Consider the following 16,884-nt stretch of genomic DNA (forward strand, 5'->3'; position numbering starts at 1 on the left):
ACCAGAGTCGTAACTTCGCTCAGACTGAGCGGTAGAATCCAATAAAAAAGCACTCTTCTCATTTGAAGAGTGCTGTTCTTTATTTAGACCGAAATACGTTTGCACTTCGTTCATATTCAACATCCGCTTCACCGAGCCGATGATTCACGATTCGGGCAGCTGCAAATAAATAGTCAGAAAGCCGGTTTACATATGTGAGCGCAACTGATGGAATCTCCTCCTGCTTCGCAAGCGTCACCATATGCCGCTCTGCTCTTCTGACGACTGTCCGCGCCACATGTAAAAGAGCTGCACCTTCCTGGCCGCCCGGTAAAATAAACTTCGTGAGTGGCGCGGCTTCTTCTACATAGACATCCATTCTTTGCTCAAGGACTGCTACAGACATTTCAGTTAATTTACCTTCTTTCGGTGGTTTCACTGCTGCCAAATCACCGCCGCAGTCAAACAGCTCGTGCTGTATCACAATCAGCTCTGACAAAATGTCTTGAAACAATTCGCCATGCTGACGTAAATGTGCATGCGCGAGTCCAATGAAGCTATTCGCCTCATCTAACGTGCCGTACGCCTCTACTCTCACATCATCCTTATCGGCTCTCCCGCCGATCAAGCCTGTTTGACCTTGATCCCCTGTTTTTGTATAAAGTTTCATTGGTGTTCCTCCTTGTCTATTGCTTTGTCCTTTTAGTATAACCTGAAGTGAAAAGGATGTACTTGTTTAACTAAAGTACTGTGATCGCATCATAAACAAAAAAGCGAACCCTTTGGTTCACTTTTAAATGGCATTCAATGAATAAAGAAGAAGGTGCACTTTCTGCTTTAATCTTTCGTGTAAATGCTCATCATCTTCCGTTTCTTGCATACCCGCAGCAGCGATACATAGATGATGAATGAACATGCTCGTCTCCCGTTTCATCATGTGGACAAGCTGCCCCATGAGCTGAACAGACGATCCGTCTGATATAGACTCTTTCAGTACAAGCCAAATGGTCAACTCTTCTTGATGACGCATGCCGTAAAGCACCATGTCGTCGTCTGTGTCTTCAGCAGCAAATTGTTTTGGTCCACTTGTTTGATCGTAAAACAATAGTCCTTCACGATCATCCAACTCGTCACGAAGCATCTCACTTCCCGTTCCGAGAGACCTTTTCCAAAAGAAGCCGCCCTTTTTCTGATGTGAGGAAAGGATGCGGAGCGGCTGTTTGAGGGAAAACGTCATTCCTTCTCCGCCATACGTTTTCCACCCATCCGCTAACTTTGCATTTGATGCTACAGAAGCCCCCGCAGGTTCAATGGTCAACTGAGGGTTTGCCCTTCGCGGGTGTTGGAGCGGTGTTACATCTGTTTCATATACACGGTTGATTCGCTCAGGCGTCAAGACGTGATGCGGCAGCCCTACTATTTCCGTCTTTCCTTCATCAAGCAGCAGCAGCCGGTCACAATACAAACTGGCGATGTTCACATCATGAAACACACCGATCACCGTTAGCCTAGAGGAAGTGGTCTCTTCTTTAATTAAATCAAGCAAGTCTTTTTGATAGGCCAAATCAAGAAAACTGGTTGGTTCATCCAGCAATAAATATTCAGGCTGCTGGGCTAGTGCCTGTGCCAAGTACACACGCTGCTGTTCTCCCCCGCTTAGCTCATGAATAGATTGATCCTTAAATTGAGCAACATCCGTTTGTTCCATTACTTTGTTTACGATTCGCATATCCTCTTGGGTAACAGATTGCAACCATCCTTTTTGATATGGATAACGACCGAATTGAACCGTTTCTTCCACTGTAAATGAGAAGGCTTGGTCCGTTTTCTGCGGTAGAACAGCCATTTTTTGCGCAAGCGCCTTTGGACGATAGGATTGAATCAGTTGACCGCTCAGGCGTACTTCACCACTATCAGGTTCCAGCAACCCAGAGATCATTTTAAGCAAGGTCGACTTCCCGCTTCCATTTGGACCAAGTATACCGAGAAATTCCCCTTGCTTTACCTCAAAACTGATGCCACGTATGACCTCTTTCTCTCCATATCCACCTTTGATTTCCTTCACTTGAATCATAGATGCGTCCCTCCTCTGTATTTACGGATGAGGATGATGCCGAATACAGGGGCACCAATTAACGCTGTGATGATGCCGATCGGTAATTCAGTCGGCTCAATGATCGTGCGTGATAACACATCTGCTAAAACGAGAAAGGAAGCGCCATTCAGCATAGACAAAGGCAGGAGGTGCCGGTGGTCTGTGATCGCTAAGAGGCGAACAAAATGCGGAATCACAAGTCCCACAAATCCGATCGTACCTGACACCGCTACTGCACTACCAGTCAGAATCGATCCAGCAAGCAGCACGATATATTTGCTCCTTTTCACATGTACACCTAATAGTTTTGCTTTCTCCTCGCCATACGTCATGACATTCAAATCTCGCCCCATCAGCATTAATGCAAAGGTCCCAACCAGAAAGAAAGGAAGAAAAAGCGCAATATAGCGCCAGCCCCTCATGGACACACTGCCAAGAAGCCAATGAATAATCTCTTTTAAATCATCACCCGTTAAAGCAATCATTAATGATATAAGCGCGCCCAAAAAAGAGCTGAAAATCACTCCTGTTAAAATTAAAGAGGAAATGCTCATCCCCCGATGAACAAGACGCGCAAAAAAGAGGACGAGACATAGGGTCACAAGCGCTGTTATCATACTGAAAAAAGGCAGTGTGAAACTGCCGAGCAAAGGGAGCTGCAAACTGAAAAATAGGGTCGCGACGGCTCCAACTGATGCCCCTTGAGATACACCCAGTGTATATGGGTCAGCAAGAGGATTTTTTAATAAACCTTGAAAGGCTGCACCAGATAACGCCAGCGCTGCTCCGACTAGTGCCGCTAATATCACTCTCGGCAGCCGGATATTCATCATAATATTGCGATCAATTGAATCTATTGTGCCTATCTGCACACCGAATAGTTCATGAACAAATATACGGAGAATAGAAGGAATGGGAATCCCTAAGCTTCCAAAGGAGATTCCCATTCCAATGCTCACCACAAGAAGTAAAGCACTTAGTGTGTATGCGATGATGAATTTATTTGAACGTGTCAGGATAGATGCTTTTCGCAAGAGCCTCGACTCCTTCAACCAATCGCGGTCCCGGTCTTGATGCGAGATCCGTATTCAATTGAAAGACTTGTTTTTCCTTCACTGCTTTGACCGCATTCCAGCCGTCTCTCTTTTTCAGATCAGCTAAACTGGAACCATCAATTGTGACGATCACGTCAGGGTTTCGTTTGATAATTGATTCCTCTGTCATTTGTACCCAGCCAGTTTGATCACCAGCAGCATTTTTCGCATGGATAATAGAAAGCATTTCATCCATAAATGTATGAGTACCTGTTGTATAAATTTCAGGCGTACCTGAAACTTCAACAAAGACTGTTTTTTGTTTGTCTTTGGAGATCGCTTCTGCTTGTTTCTTGATGTGATTCAATTTTGCTTTCATCTCGTCTACAAGCTTTGTTGATACTTCTTTTACACCTGTTGCTTCACCGATCATATTGATCGATTTGTACACATCCTTAAAAGAAGTGGCATCATTTACAGTCAGTACTTGAATTCCTGCATCCTCTAGCTGTTTAAATCCCTCTTTTGATCCCATCTGTGAGGCATGAGCTAGTACAAGATCAGGCTTTAAGGAAATCACCTTCTCGACATTGAATTCAAGTCCGCCAATTTTCTCTACCTTTTCAACTTCCTTTGGATAATTGTCAAAATCAGATCGTCCAACCATTTTATCTCCAAGACCAAGCGCATACGCAACCTCTGTATTACTTGGAATTAATGAAACAATTCGTTTAGGCTGTTCTTTGATTTCGACTGTTTTACCTGTTGCATCTTTAATCGAGACAGGAAATGCCGCAGTCGTTGTTTCGTTATTTTGTGAACTCTTTGCTTTATGGTCTGTTTCAGCACCTGCACATCCTGCTAAAACACCCATCACAAGCAGGAGCGATAGCCAAATGGCCGTTAACTTTTTCATGAATGAACCCCCTGATTTATGTACTGCTTGACGAATTCTCTCCGTCAATTCTTTTCTAATTTCGGGAATATTATACTACAGTGCAGATAGGTTGTATATGTGATTTCTAAAAGCGTCTTTTTCGTTCTGATAAAAGAAAAACAGCCTCTAAAAAGACTGTTTTTCGCCTATCTATTTATTAATTTGTTCCCCATTGATGACGACTTTCTGAAAAGAAGGCGCTACTGCATGCTCCAAAGAAAGTGGATACGTCACATGATCTATGACGCAATTTTTCATGTTGAAGTTTGTCACGGGGGAATGTGAGTAGGCGGCTATTTTCACACCATATCGTCCGCCGCTGCTTTTCAGTCCTTCTACTTGAATATGACGTACAACAGGACGATGTGGACCCGCATCCCCTTCCTCATACATCATGTCGATACAGACCACTTCATGCTTTAGGCTTTTGACTGTGTTGTTTTTAAAGTAAATATGTTCAATGGTACCACCTCTGACAGAGTTGGTTTTAATCCGCAGTGCCCGGTCAAGATTCGGACTATCCATGACATTATTCTCTGCATAGACATACCTTACCCCGCCAGTGATTTCACTCCCAATCGTCACTCCGCCGTGTCCATCACGCATCTTATTTCTACGAATGACAATGTTTTCAGATGGAATCCCTATTCTCCGTCCGTCCTCGTTCCTTCCAGATTTGATGGCAATACAATCGTCGCCATTATCAAAATAACAATCTTCAATGAGCACATTCCGGCAAGACTCTGGATTGACACCATCTGTGTTTGGTCCATGCCCGATAATATGGACTCCACGGACAATCACATTTTCACTTAGTACAGGGTGAATTTGCCACATCGGTGAATCCTTCACTGTCACTCCCTCAATAAGAACTTGCTGACATTGGTAAGGTTGGATAAAGCTTGATCTTAAATAATGCCCGTCTCCAAACACTCTTTCTTCTACTGGTATTCTTTTTTCAGCCATGTCAAATAGAAGCTGACGATCTCGATCTTGAGAAGGCTGGCCATTCGTGCCATATTTCCAAGGCCACCAATGATGCTCATCCCCTCTGCCATCAAGCGTTCCAGCTCCTGTAATGGCAATGTTTTCTGCATGGTGTGCATAAATGAGAGGTGAATAATTATAAAGCTCAACCCCTTCATATCTTGTCAGTACAAGCGGCAAATAGTCCTTTCGGTTTTGGCTGAATGCCACATACGCTTTCTCATGCAAATGCAATTCTACATGACTCTTCAATTCTAGCGCACCTGTCACAAACGTCCCTTCTGGAATCAGCACACGTCCCCCTTTCAAACGGTGCGCATCATCAATGGCAGACTGGATAGCATCTGTTGAAAGCTCGGTCCCCTTCGCATCTGCACCATAATGAACCACATTAAATTCACGATCAGGGAACAGCGGTGCTTTTATCTGCTTTAACACTTGATCGATTCCTTTTGCTTCTTTGTCTTTCTTCCCTTGCCTTGCTAAACGAGTGAGTCCGATTCCTGTGAGTACCGTTCCTGCTGTGATATACATTAAATCCCGTTTTTTAGACATGTTCTCATCCCCCAGTCGCCTTAAAGTGTGACACCTGTTTTGAAAATAGCCAGCTCTCTAAAATTGTTTTTTTCATGATTTAATCGCTTTCCGCTCGCCACATCAATGACAGTTGAAATGAATTTTTCTAACACAATATCTTCTTGTACATCTTCAAGCAATTCTCCCGCATTAAAGTCAATCCAATGTTTTTTTGTTTCATATAAGGCTGTATTCGTCGAGACCTTCATTGTTGGGACAAACGTGCCGAATGGTGTCCCTCTGCCTGTTGTAAAAAGGACAAGCTGACAGCCAGAAGCGGCAAGAGCAGATGAAGCAACCAAATCATTCCCCGGCGCACTTAATAAATTTAAGCCCTTTCGCTTCAGCAATTCCCCATATTTCAACACATCTTGAATGTCAGAAGTCCCTGCTTTTTGTGTACAGCCGAGAGATTTATCCTCTAATGTCGAAATTCCACCTGCTTTATTTCCCGGGGAAGGATTTTCATATACTGGCTGTCGATGATCCATGAAGTATTGTTTAAAGTCATTGATCATTTGCACAATATTGTCGAAAGTCGCTTCTGATTCCGCTCTCTCCATTAAAATCGTTTCAGCTCCAAACATTTCGGGCACTTCTGTTAACACTGTCGTGCCTCCTTGAGCAACAATAAAATCGGACAGCCTTCCTAAAAGCGGATTTGCGGTAATGCCGGAGAATCCATCTGATCCCCCGCACTTCAAGCCGATTTTCAGCTCAGATAACGGGACCTCTTCACGGTGATCTTCTTTCGCTGCCTCATAAATTTCTTTGAGTAAAGCGACTCCCGTCTCAATTTCATCACCTACTTCTTGGCTTCTTAAAAATTTCACTCTCTCACGGTCATATTCACCTAATGTAGACTGAAAATTGTCAATATCGTTATTTTCACAACCAAGTCCGAGGACGAGCACTCCTCCAGCATTGGGATGCTTCACGGCATTTTGTAAAATGGTTTTTGTATTTTCATGATCGTCCCCAAGCTGTGAACATCCGTAATTGTGCTTTAATACGAGTGCTGTTTCAAACGGATGGATGCTTCCGCCCATTTCAGCGGTAAAAATTTGGATGATTTGATCGGCGATGCCATTTACGCATCCAACGGTTGGGACAATCCAAAGCTCATTGCGAATCCCGCTTTCCCCGTTTTTTCGTTTATATCCTTTAAATGTAAGATTTGTTTTTTCATAGGGGTTATCTGTGAATGAAGGCTTGTATTCGTAATCAAGCTTGCCTGATAGATTGGTTTTGATGTTATGTGTATGCACCCATTCTCCAGCAGAAATGGCAGTCGTTGCATGCCCAATGGGGTAGCCATATTTCATGATATTCTCTCTTTGCTTGATATCAGCCAATGCAAACTTATGACCTTTGGCGATGGTCTCTTTTAAAACAACGGAATGATCTTGATGCTGCAGCTCCTCCCCTTGTTCAAGTACTTTTAAAGCAATACCGACATTATCTGAAGGGTGAATCACAATAAAATCTTTCATGCCTTCTCCCCCTGACTTTCATAATGATGTTGCAGCATTCGTTGAACAGCCGCTCTCATCCCTTGCTCCTGTATGAAGGTAAGCTGATCAGCTACAGCGTGAACCAAATCATTTATATCCGTTAAATTTCTCCCCCATAATGACTCACATGATAGAATCTTAGCTGCGATCGCTTCATTAGATTGGTTCTCTCCTTCAAAGGCTTCCTTCATGAAAACCAGTACAGTCTCATCATCCTTTATCTTATCTGCATGTGATCTGTAAAAAAAAATGAGGCTACTGAGTGAAAACACGAGTTTCATTGGCAGCTGTTTCTTTTGCTCAACATAATCAAGCAATGACGGAAGAATACGGGTTCGAAACTTAGATACACCATTGAGCGCAATATCCAGCAATTGATGCTTCACAAATGGATTGCAAAAGCGATCCCAAACCGATTGTGTATAAAGAAGAAGCTCATCTCGAGAGAGCTCAAGCCCTGGCAGCACTTCCTCCTCCAGCATCCGCCGGATGAACGTACCAACATCCTCATCATCCACAGCCTCTTTTACAGTTTCTACCCCGCATGAGTAAGCGATTGGCACCATCGCTGTATGGGCACCGTTTAAAATCCGTACCTTACTCATGCGATAAGGCGCAATATCCTCTACAAAAAGGACATTTAAACCTGCTTCTTGAAAGGGTAGCTCTTTTTGTACGAAGACGGGTGCTTCAATAACAAAGAGCTGATAGTATTCTGCCGATACAAGCAACTCGTCGATATACCCCTCTTCCTTTTGGACAGTTTCAGCTGCTTCCTTAGAAAAACCAGGAACAATCCGATCCACAAGCGTATTACAAAACGTATTAGCTTCCTTGATCCATGTGATAAACGCAAGCGGCAGATCCCACTCAGCTGCCATGTCTATCACATATCCCTTCAAGCGGTCACCGTTATGTTCGACCAGCTCACATGGAAGGATGATCAGCCCTTTTTGTTCATCTCCAGCAAATGCTTTAAACCTGTGATATAAGAACGCTGTCAGCTTTCCTGGAAAACTCGCTTGCGGTCGATCCTCCAAGCGATCCTCCTTTCTGAACATAAGTCCTGCCTCTGTCGTGTTGGAGAAGACAAAACGGAGATCGGGGTTTTCAGCTACTTGTAAAAAAACATCATAATCCGTATAAGTACTGATTCCTCTGCTGATCGATTGAATGACCATGCGCTCATTCATTTCTTGCTGGTCATGATAGCCCTGTATACATAATGTGTATAAGCCATCTTGTTCATTTAAAGCTGCAACAGATCCTTTTCTCGGAGGAACAACAACAGCTCTTCCTTTAAAATCTGTGCAGTCGTTCAGCTTTTGGATGTGCCAATTAATAAAGCCTCGCATAAAATTCCCTTCACCAATCTGCAAAATCGTTTCTGGATACTCAGGCACCGGGTATATGGTTTTTGATAAACGTTTCAAATGGATTCCCCTCTCTACAATTTATGCACACGTGAACATTTTTCTATAAAAGATGCTGATTACTGCACCTTTTTGACTGAATCTCTGATCATCAACTCTGTGTGGACATACACTTTTTCCATATGATCCTCTTCCTGCTCTTCACCGTTTATGACCGATAGGATGGCTTCTGCTCCAAGTGCACACATTTTTTCGATTGGCTTTTTTACCGTGGTCAGTGCAGGCGTGGTGTAGGATGAAAATGCAATATCGTCAAAACCAATAATAGAGACATCGTCTGGACACGTCTTGCCCTTTGCATATAAAGCATTCATCGCACCAATGGCCATGTCATCGTTAGAGCAAAAAAGCGCTGTTGGCGGATGATCAAGTGTCAGCAGGGATTCCATTGATTCATAGCCGCTTTTCATATGGTAGTCACCCTTGATCATATATTCTTTTTTCATAGGAATATGGTGATCAATTAACGCTTGGAGAAAGCCAGCTTTTCTCTCCTGAGTCGATTTAAAGCCTTCTTTTCCTTCAATGATGGCGATTTGTTGATGGCCTTTCTGAATGAAATAGTGCGCTGCCTGGTATGCTCCTTGACTATCATCTGCTAATATATTCATCACTTCATTACTTTCTACACGGCGGTTCAGCACAATGATTGGAATGCCCTGTTTCTTGACATGATGGATAAACGCTTCATCGTGCTCGCTTTGACTCATCAGCAAAATGCCATCGTAGCGCTGTTTATGAATGGTTGTGTAATCGTGAAAATCGTCAATACCCCTAACAAACAGATTGTAATGCTCTGTCATGACGCTATTGACGCCTTTTAACGCATCCACAAAGAAGCTTGAGGATGTGCCTTCTGTTAAACTCGTAAAAAACAGACCGATTGTAAACGATTTTTGTGATACAAGGCCTCTGGCATGGACATTTGGTGAATAATTCAGCTGTTTTGCAATCGACAAAATCTTTTGTTTTGTCTTCTCTTTAATAAAAGGACTGTTATTCAAAGCCCTTGATACTGTGGTATGAGAGACATTTGCCAATTTTGCTATGTCTTTAATTGTGACTGTCATGCTATTCCGCCTTTTATGATTTTTTTCCATCTTATCATAAAACCGCTTTCATTTTCTCGCCTTTTTCCTCATGTGATTTTACTTTGATGATGGAGCTGCTTTGCCCGGTCAAATTGAAAATATCGCTTCGCATTTTCATAGCTGATTCCTTTCACGATCTCCCCTAACAGCTCAATGTCATAGGGCACTTCTCCTTTTTCTACCCAATCCCCGATGATATCACAAAGCAGTCTTCGGAAATATTCATGCCTTGTATAGGACAAAAAGCTTCGTGAATCTGTCAGCATCCCGATAAAACGGCTGATCAGTCCGATACTGGAAAGAGCCATCATCTGCTCTGTCATTCCTTGCTTCGTATCATTAAACCACCAAGCTGTGCCGTGCTGCATCTTCCCAGGTGTCTTCCCGTCTTGAAAGCTTCCAGCCAATGTTGATATCACTACATTGTCCCTTGGATTTAAGGAATACAGAATCGTGTTTGGCAATGCATCTTCTTGTTCTAAACGATCTAATATTCGGCAAAGCGGCTTTGCAATGTCTTCGTCATTCATCGCATCGTACCCCGTATCTGGTCCAAGCCTCTCAAACATTTTCGTATTGTTGTTTCTAAGTGCATTGATATGAAGCTGCATTGCCCAGCCACGCTCACAGTAAGCCTGACCTAGCATAATGAATGTCTCTGTTTTAAATTTAATCTTCTCTTTTTCCGTCAATGGATGATCAGACATTCTTTTATGAAAGATGGTCTCCACTTCTTCTTGTGTCGTTTCTTCATATGTCATTTCATTAATGGCATGATCCGAGATCAAGCAGCCGTGTTCATGGAAAAAATCAATTCTCGCACGGAGGGCATTCAAGAAGTCTTGGTAGGATTGTATTGGGATAGCTGAAGCCTCTGCCAGCTCATGAACATATTTTTCAAACAGATCATTCGCTATATCGAGTGCTTTATCAGGTCGAAACCCTGGAAGCACTTGTACAGAAAATCCTTCTTCCCGCAGTTTTTGATGATATTGAAGTGAATCGACCGGATCATCTGTTGTCACAACGGTTTCAACGTTTGATTTCATGATGAAGTCTCTCGCCCCAAATCCCTCTCCTTGCAGCTTTTCATTGATTTTCTGCCAAATGATATCTGCATTTTTTTCATTTAATAGGTATTCGACTCCGAAATACCTTCTCAGCTCTAGATGGGTCCAGTGATAGAGCGGATTTCCTATGGTCATAGGGACGGTCTTCGCCCACGCCAAAAATTTATCATAATCAGATGCATCCCCCGTGACGTGCGTTTCAGGGATGCCGTTTGCTCTCATGGCACGCCATTTGTAATGATCTCCATAAAGCCATGCCTCGGTAATATTTCGGAAGGTTTTATTTTCATAGATGTCTTTAGGACTTAAATGACAATGGTAATCTATGATTGGAAGATCCTTTGCAAACTCATGGTATAACTTTTCCGCCGTTGGACTGTTTAGTAAAAACTGCTCATCTAAAAAGGCTTTCATCAAATTCCCCCATCCCTCTTATCGTATGAAAATAATTTGTTCACGTTAACAATTTAATTGTAATCGTTTATAAAGTTGATTTCAATCCTAAAACAGGAAAAAACGATCTCCTTAAGAAAGGAAAATCGTTTTTTGGCTATTTTACAGGAGGTGATTTTTTTAGGATAATCGCAATAGTTGTTCCTGCACCTGGTTCACTTTCTACTTGAATATCACCGTCATGCAGCAAGACAAGCTCTTTTGCTATTGCCAGACCAAGTCCTGTTCCATTCGTTGGGTCATTTGTATTTGTCCCTCTATAGTAGCGGTTAAATAAGTGATCGACCGTTTCTTGTGCCATTCCGCATCCGTTGTCTTTCATTTCGATCCGAACTTCTTCATTTGTTTCAGACAAAACAGCTGTAATATGCGTGCCTTTTTGGTTATGCTTGACTGCATTCGCCAGCAGGTTCTCAATCACTCGTCTGAACCAAGCTTTGTCGATCTCAAAGATGACACCGTTAGTTTGATCTTCAAAAGAGGATGAAAAATCCTCAGAAAAAGAGCTTCTTGAAAACTCGTCCATAATAGAGGCTAAAAATTCACCCAGCTCGACCGGCTTTCGATTAATAGGCAAGGCCCCATTTTTCAATCGATACGTAAGGTTTAAATCTTCAATCAAGGTCGACATGTATTCTGATTTCTCACGAATCACCTGTCCCATTTCCATGACTTCTTCCTTGGACCATTGATATTGATCAGATTCAAGCATGAGCCCGTAGCCGTAAATCGTACTAAGGGGTGTTTTCAAATCATGCGACAATCCTGCAATCCATTCTTCCCTTGTGGTTTGAATTTTTCTTCGGTTTGCTTCATTCTCTTTTAATGTAAGCGTGAGCTGATCCATTGTTTTTAGAATATCCTCAAATAATCGGTATTCCCGCTTAATACGACCTTTTTTATTTTTACTAATTGGAATTCCTTTTCTATTTGTTGGTTCCTGTAATTTATTTCTAGATAAGAAAATCAGCCAGCGGATAATGTGATAGATCGGCAGTCCATAGCGATACGAGTACCATAATGTCATGACGATAATAATCGTAATCGCAAGACCTGCAATTAAGATGGTCGTATATTGATTTAAAGCGTCTGTTTCTTTATCGTATAATCCATCTGGGCTGTATACTTTATTTGGTACAGAAATAATGATATACCGGTTTTTATTCACCCTGATATAAGACAGATCACTTCTAAACTCCCAAGGCTTTGATTGATACTTGAGCAGTTCAACATCTGTTACCTCATGCTTCAAATTGGTATTGGCTCGAATGCCCTTTAAATATTTCCCTTCATCATTGAACAGATGCACCGATCCATTCATTCTCTTCAAGAATTCTTTCGTATCAACCGAATATTGAGAGAGTGCAGCCAAGTCTTTCTCGTGCTGCTTCAGATAATTGGCGACCTTTGTGCTGTTCGTTTTGAACCCATACAACACGATAAAGCTTTTTTGATCAATCTCAATTGGCCAGAAGTACATCTTATAATCTTTGAATTGTCTTTTTTCAAAGATCTTGATCATTTCATCCTTTTGATAGGAAGTTGGAATGGACTTAGGGCGGTGATAGCTATAGACGTTGTGTTTTTTTGAATCAATGACTTGCAGCCAGCCGTCTCGTTTTCTCACTGCTTGTTTCAGCTGATCATCAGCTTCCATTTCTCCATCCTCGTTAAAATAAAGCCAGCTCATGAGTGTATCTCCATCAGCTTTTGTTAAACCGGTTTCAGCCATGTTCTCGTAGTATTTTTTTAAATATAAATTATCAGAGAACGTATTTCCGATGATCAAAATGGCAATCACAATAAACATTTGTCCAACAAAGTGAAAGAAGAGTTTTGCTCGTAAATTCATAAATTATTTAAGAACCTTTGCTGGGTGCGGTATAAATTTATAGCCCATACCACGGATCGTCACAATATATTCTGGCTGACTCGGATCTAACTCGATCTTTTCTCTCAGCTTTCGGATATGAACCATCACGGTGTTGTTATCACCATATGATGGGACGCCCCATACTTTCTCATAGATTTGATCTTTTGAAAGAACCACATTCGGATGATCACAAAAGTACTTCAGCAAGGAGAGAAGCTGGGCTGAGCATGCAGTCACCTCTCCTCTTACTTTCAATTCGGCTGAATGAGGATGATAGGAGAAATGGGCATATTCATATCGGCTTTGGGCATCATCTTGGTCTTCCTGCAAGGAGATATAAGTTCGGTTTAAGTGAGCCTTAATTCTAGCCACTAGCTCTAGCGGGTTAAATGGTTTTGTAATGTAATCATCTGCCCCCTGCGCAAAGCCGGTCAGTTTATCTACATCAGACGTTCTTGCAGTTAAATAGAAAATGGGCGCTTTCGTATATTTTCTCATTTCAGGAAGAACATCAAAGCCAGACTTACCAGGCATCATCACGTCTAGAAGTAAGAGGTGGATGTCCTCGTTTTTGACAATATCTAATGCTTCATCTGCATGGTAGGCTTTATATATATGCTTGAATCCTTCTTTTTTTAATACGCGTTCAACCATTTTGACAATTGCTTCTTCGTCATCTGCAATCAATATTTTTGCTGTTTCCACGCATCTCTTTCCTTTCTAGCTATGATCTCTAACCGTATATTACCATTGTCTAAAGTAAAAAAGTACCTCTTTTCTGCATAAAAGCGAAAAATATCAACTGGAGAAAATGGAAACACTAGGTATTTTCGAGGACAAAAAAAACCCGGTAGTCACACCGAGTTCCTTGTCCATCTATTATCCATTCACAGCTTCTAGCTTTCTTTCATGATTCATTAAGTCATATGTTAAACAGATCGGCTTATTTGTTCTAGGATCAAGTACAATTTCTGCATCAATGTGGAATACCTGACCAAGCACCTCTTTGGTCATGACCTCATGAGGCGACCCATCTTTGATAACTTTTCCTTGATTGAGGGCAATCATGTAATGAGAAAAACGTGCCGCATGATTTAAATCATGAATGACCATCAACACAGTTCGTCCCTGCTCTCTGTTTAACCGTTCTAACAGCTGAAGAATTTCGAGCTGATGTGCAAGGTCCAAATACGTCGTCGGCTCATCCAATAGAAGCAGTTCTGTTTCCTGGGCAAGTGCCATCGCAATCCATACACGCTGACGCTGTCCACCAGAAAGTGCTTCAATTGGCCGGTCATGAAAAGCAATCATACCCGTTTCTTCAAGTGCCCATCTGATGATTCGTTTATCTTCATTTGATAAGCGTCCAAATCCATTTTGATGCGGGAAACGTCCATATGACACAAGCTCATAGACTGTCAGCCCGCTTGGTGCTTCGGGAGTCTGCGGTAAGATCGCCATTTGTTTTGAAATTTCTTTTGTTGGCGTTTGATGGATGGCCTGGCCATTTAAGTAAACAGCTCCTTGATTGGACTTCATGATACGGGACATTGTTTTTAAAATCGTTGATTTCCCGCACCCATTCGGTCCAATCAATGTCGTCACCTTGCCTTTTGGGATACTGATATTTAAATCGTCTACAATCAAACGGTCATTATAGCCAATACAAAGCTTTTCTGTTTCGAGCGATTTCATATGTTGTACTCTCCTTCCTTCTTAGTTCGTTTTCATCAATAAGTAAATGAAGTAAGGTGCGCCTAAAGCCGAAACGACAAGACCAACTGGCACCTCTGATGGTGCAAGTATGACGCGGCCAAGTGTATCTGCCAGTAATAATAACAATGCGCCAATCAACGCGGAGGCTGGTATCATTCCTTGATGCTTTGGTCCAACAAGCTTTCTCGCCAAGTGCGGTGCGGCTAACCCTAGGAACGAGATACTACCTGCAACAGCGACACTAGCACCTGCTAATGCAACAGCAATCAGCATAAAAAAGCTTCTTTCTTTATGAACCGAAATCCCTAAGCCATAGGAAAGCTGGTCACCCAAATTCATGATATTTAAGTAGCGTGCTCTTACAACCGCTAATACAAGGAAAATCAGCATCCATGGCAGGACAGCCAGGACATACGTCCAGCTTGAGCCCCAAATGCTTCCAGATAACCACACAATGGCTTGGTTAAAATCATTTGGGCTCATTTTTAATTGAATCACCACAATCGCTGCTGAAAATGCAGCATTGACACCAATACCAGTTAAGATCAAACGAACAGGTGTGATGCCCTTTTTCCACGCTAACACATAGATGAGAAATGCAGCAAAGCCTGCACCTACAAAAGCGAAGAGCGGCAGTACAAAGATCGTAAAATCACCTAGGTTTGACATCGTACCTTGGAAAGCAAAAATAAACAAAACCACTGCAAAGCCTGCGCCCGCATTGACACCAAGAATGCCTGGATCGGCTAAACCGTTCTGAGAAACACCTTGCCAAATCGCTCCTGATACAGCGATAGAAGCGCCAACAAGTAAAGCGATGACCATTCTTGGAAGTCTGAACTCGAATAATACAAGCTCATCCATTTCACTTCCGAATCCAAAAAATGTTTTCAATGTATCCATCGGAGAAATGCGAATTTCTCCGGTATTTAAACTAATAAGGAACACAGCCACGATCGCCAAAAAGATCATGAGCATCGTTCGTTTGTATTTCTTTTTCTTTGCCTGCTGCACCATTTCCATCTAAATCCCGCTCCTTTCACGTCTAGCTAAATATAAGAAGAAAGGAACGCCTATAATTGCAGTAATGGCACCGACTGGCGTTTCAAATGGGGCATTGACCAGCCTTGCAGCAATGTCTGCATAAATTAACAGAACCGCCCCTAAAATAGCTGAGCATGGGATAATCCATCGATAGTCAACTCCGACCAAGAAACGAGTGACATGAGGAATCACAAGCCCGATAAAGCCAATAGAACCGGCCACTGAGACAGCAGCACCTGTTAGAAGAATGACGACCAATATTCCAAGTACCTTGACAGTTTTCGTGTACTGTCCAAGCCCTTTTGCCAATTCATCACCTAAGCTGAGAACAGTGATCGAGCGGGCAAGAATCATTGCGATGATCAGCCCCGCAACCGCAACTGGAATGATGACCTTAATATTGCTCCAATTCACACCAGCCACGCCGCCAGCATACCAAAAGCTCATGTCTTGAGCGACGTCAAACCGGATGGCAATTGCTGAGGAGATGGAGCTTAAAAGTGCCCCAACAGCCGTACCAGCTAGTGCGAGCTTCACTGGGGTCAATCCACCTTTTGAAAGAGTACCGACACCAAACACAATAGAGGCAGCGAGTGCCGCACCAACAAATGACCAAAGAATTAATGTAAAAGAAGATTGTCCTGGGAAAAAAGCAAACGCAATGGCAATCGCAAATGCAGAGCCATTTGTCACACCCATAATTTCAGGAGACGCAAGCGCATTTCTTGTCATGCCTTGCATAATAGCCCCCGATACGGCTAAAAAGGCACCGACGAGTGCTGCTCCAATTGTACGAGGCAGCCTTAATTCCCGGATGATTTGATGTGAAGTTTGTTGTGGATCAAAATAAAAAATGGCTTCCCACACAGTGTGCAAATGAATGTTTGCCGCTCCTAATGATACCGATAAAAAAAGACCAAATGCTAAAGCGATGATTCCTATGATGACAACAGCTGCTGTTCCAAAGGGCTTTGTGACAATATCCATTGCATCGTCTTTGGCCGGCAGCTGTTTATTCGATTGTGAGCCCAAAACCAGTCTCTTCCTTTCCGTTCAAATCTATTCCTCATTAGTGATAATGA

14 protein-coding genes are annotated in these 16,884 nt (G+C 42.5%); all 14 read right to left on the bottom strand.

Annotation, left to right across the window (positions count from 1 at the left end):
* Positions 1–79: 79 nt before the first annotated feature.
* Positions 80–649, bottom strand: a complete 570-nt coding sequence (locus tag MHI33_RS18025) for a cob(I)yrinic acid a,c-diamide adenosyltransferase (protein WP_106067283.1) — start codon at positions 647–649, stop codon at positions 80–82.
* Positions 650–772: 123 nt separating this feature from the next.
* On the bottom strand, positions 773–2,053 hold the full coding sequence (locus MHI33_RS18030; protein ID WP_106067284.1) for a heme ABC transporter ATP-binding protein: 1,281 nt from the start codon (positions 2,051–2,053) through the stop codon (positions 773–775).
* The gene (locus MHI33_RS18035) at positions 2,050–3,108 is read right to left on the bottom strand and encodes a FecCD family ABC transporter permease (protein WP_106067285.1); all 1,059 of its coding nucleotides are present in this window, start codon (positions 3,106–3,108) and stop codon (positions 2,050–2,052) included. Before MHI33_RS18035 ends, MHI33_RS18030 begins: the two co-directional genes overlap by 4 nt.
* Positions 3,074–4,024: an ABC transporter substrate-binding protein gene (locus MHI33_RS18040; protein WP_106067286.1), complete on the bottom strand. Its 951-nt coding sequence runs from the start codon at positions 4,022–4,024 to the stop codon at positions 3,074–3,076. The genes MHI33_RS18035 and MHI33_RS18040 overlap by 35 nt, the downstream gene beginning before the upstream one ends.
* A gap of 171 nt (positions 4,025–4,195) precedes the next feature.
* On the bottom strand, positions 4,196–5,587 hold the full coding sequence (locus MHI33_RS18045; RefSeq protein WP_106067287.1) for a glycoside hydrolase family 28 protein: 1,392 nt from the start codon (positions 5,585–5,587) through the stop codon (positions 4,196–4,198).
* 20 nt (positions 5,588–5,607) lie between these two features.
* The gene (locus MHI33_RS18050; RefSeq protein ID WP_106067288.1) at positions 5,608–7,101 is read right to left on the bottom strand and encodes a UxaA family hydrolase; all 1,494 of its coding nucleotides are present in this window, start codon (positions 7,099–7,101) and stop codon (positions 5,608–5,610) included.
* Entirely contained in the window at positions 7,098–8,555 is a 1,458-nt protein-coding gene (locus MHI33_RS18055; protein WP_340912928.1) for a tagaturonate reductase, read from the bottom strand. Before MHI33_RS18055 ends, MHI33_RS18050 begins: the two co-directional genes overlap by 4 nt.
* Positions 8,556–8,614: 59 nt before the next feature.
* Positions 8,615–9,625 carry a LacI family DNA-binding transcriptional regulator gene (locus MHI33_RS18060; RefSeq protein WP_065098035.1) on the bottom strand — a complete coding sequence of 337 codons (1,011 nt, stop codon included), beginning with the start codon at positions 9,623–9,625 and terminating at the stop codon, positions 8,615–8,617.
* A gap of 68 nt (positions 9,626–9,693) precedes the next feature.
* Positions 9,694–11,130 (bottom strand): glucuronate isomerase, encoded by a 1,437-nt coding sequence (uxaC, locus tag MHI33_RS18065; protein ID WP_185107872.1) that lies wholly within the window; start codon positions 11,128–11,130, stop codon positions 9,694–9,696.
* A gap of 136 nt (positions 11,131–11,266) precedes the next feature.
* Positions 11,267–13,021 carry a sensor histidine kinase gene (locus MHI33_RS18070; protein ID WP_340912935.1) on the bottom strand — a complete coding sequence of 585 codons (1,755 nt, stop codon included), beginning with the start codon at positions 13,019–13,021 and terminating at the stop codon, positions 11,267–11,269.
* Positions 13,022–13,024: 3 nt separating this feature from the next.
* Positions 13,025–13,747, bottom strand: a complete 723-nt coding sequence (locus MHI33_RS18075; protein WP_113768078.1) for a response regulator transcription factor — start codon at positions 13,745–13,747, stop codon at positions 13,025–13,027.
* A gap of 174 nt (positions 13,748–13,921) precedes the next feature.
* Positions 13,922–14,737, bottom strand: a complete 816-nt coding sequence (locus MHI33_RS18080; protein WP_065098031.1) for an ABC transporter ATP-binding protein — start codon at positions 14,735–14,737, stop codon at positions 13,922–13,924.
* Positions 14,738–14,758: 21 nt separating this feature from the next.
* The gene (locus MHI33_RS18085; protein WP_065098030.1) at positions 14,759–15,781 is read right to left on the bottom strand and encodes a FecCD family ABC transporter permease; all 1,023 of its coding nucleotides are present in this window, start codon (positions 15,779–15,781) and stop codon (positions 14,759–14,761) included.
* Complete coding sequence (locus MHI33_RS18090; protein WP_065098029.1) at positions 15,782–16,834, bottom strand: FecCD family ABC transporter permease; 1,053 nt, start codon at positions 16,832–16,834, stop codon at positions 15,782–15,784.
* Positions 16,835–16,884 lie beyond the last annotated feature (50 nt).

It is taken from the genome of Bacillus sp. FSL K6-2971, from assembly GCF_038006405.1.
In the GTDB taxonomy this organism is placed as follows: domain Bacteria; phylum Bacillota; class Bacilli; order Bacillales; family Bacillaceae; genus Bacillus; species Bacillus pumilus.

Bases quoted from the DNA above. Each gene is read 5' to 3' on its own strand.
- MHI33_RS18080 (WP_065098031.1), bottom strand. From the start codon at position 14,737: ATGAAATCGCTCGAAACAGAAAAGCTTTGTATTGGCTATAATGACCGT.
- MHI33_RS18040 (WP_106067286.1), bottom strand. From the start codon at position 4,024: ATGAAAAAGTTAACGGCCATTTGGCTATCGCTCCTGCTTGTGATGGGT.
- MHI33_RS18045 (WP_106067287.1), bottom strand. From the start codon at position 5,587: ATGTCTAAAAAACGGGATTTAATGTATATCACAGCAGGAACGGTACTC.
- MHI33_RS18070 (WP_340912935.1), bottom strand. From the start codon at position 13,021: ATGAATTTACGAGCAAAACTCTTCTTTCACTTTGTTGGACAAATGTTT.
- MHI33_RS18085 (WP_065098030.1), bottom strand. From the start codon at position 15,781: ATGGAAATGGTGCAGCAGGCAAAGAAAAAGAAATACAAACGAACGATG.
- MHI33_RS18060 (WP_065098035.1), bottom strand. From the start codon at position 9,625: ATGACAGTCACAATTAAAGACATAGCAAAATTGGCAAATGTCTCTCAT.
- MHI33_RS18030 (WP_106067284.1), bottom strand. From the start codon at position 2,053: ATGATTCAAGTGAAGGAAATCAAAGGTGGATATGGAGAGAAAGAGGTC.
- uxaC (WP_185107872.1), bottom strand. From the start codon at position 11,130: ATGAAAGCCTTTTTAGATGAGCAGTTTTTACTAAACAGTCCAACGGCG.
- MHI33_RS18025 (WP_106067283.1), bottom strand. From the start codon at position 649: ATGAAACTTTATACAAAAACAGGGGATCAAGGTCAAACAGGCTTGATC.
- MHI33_RS18050 (WP_106067288.1), bottom strand. From the start codon at position 7,101: ATGAAAGATTTTATTGTGATTCACCCTTCAGATAATGTCGGTATTGCT.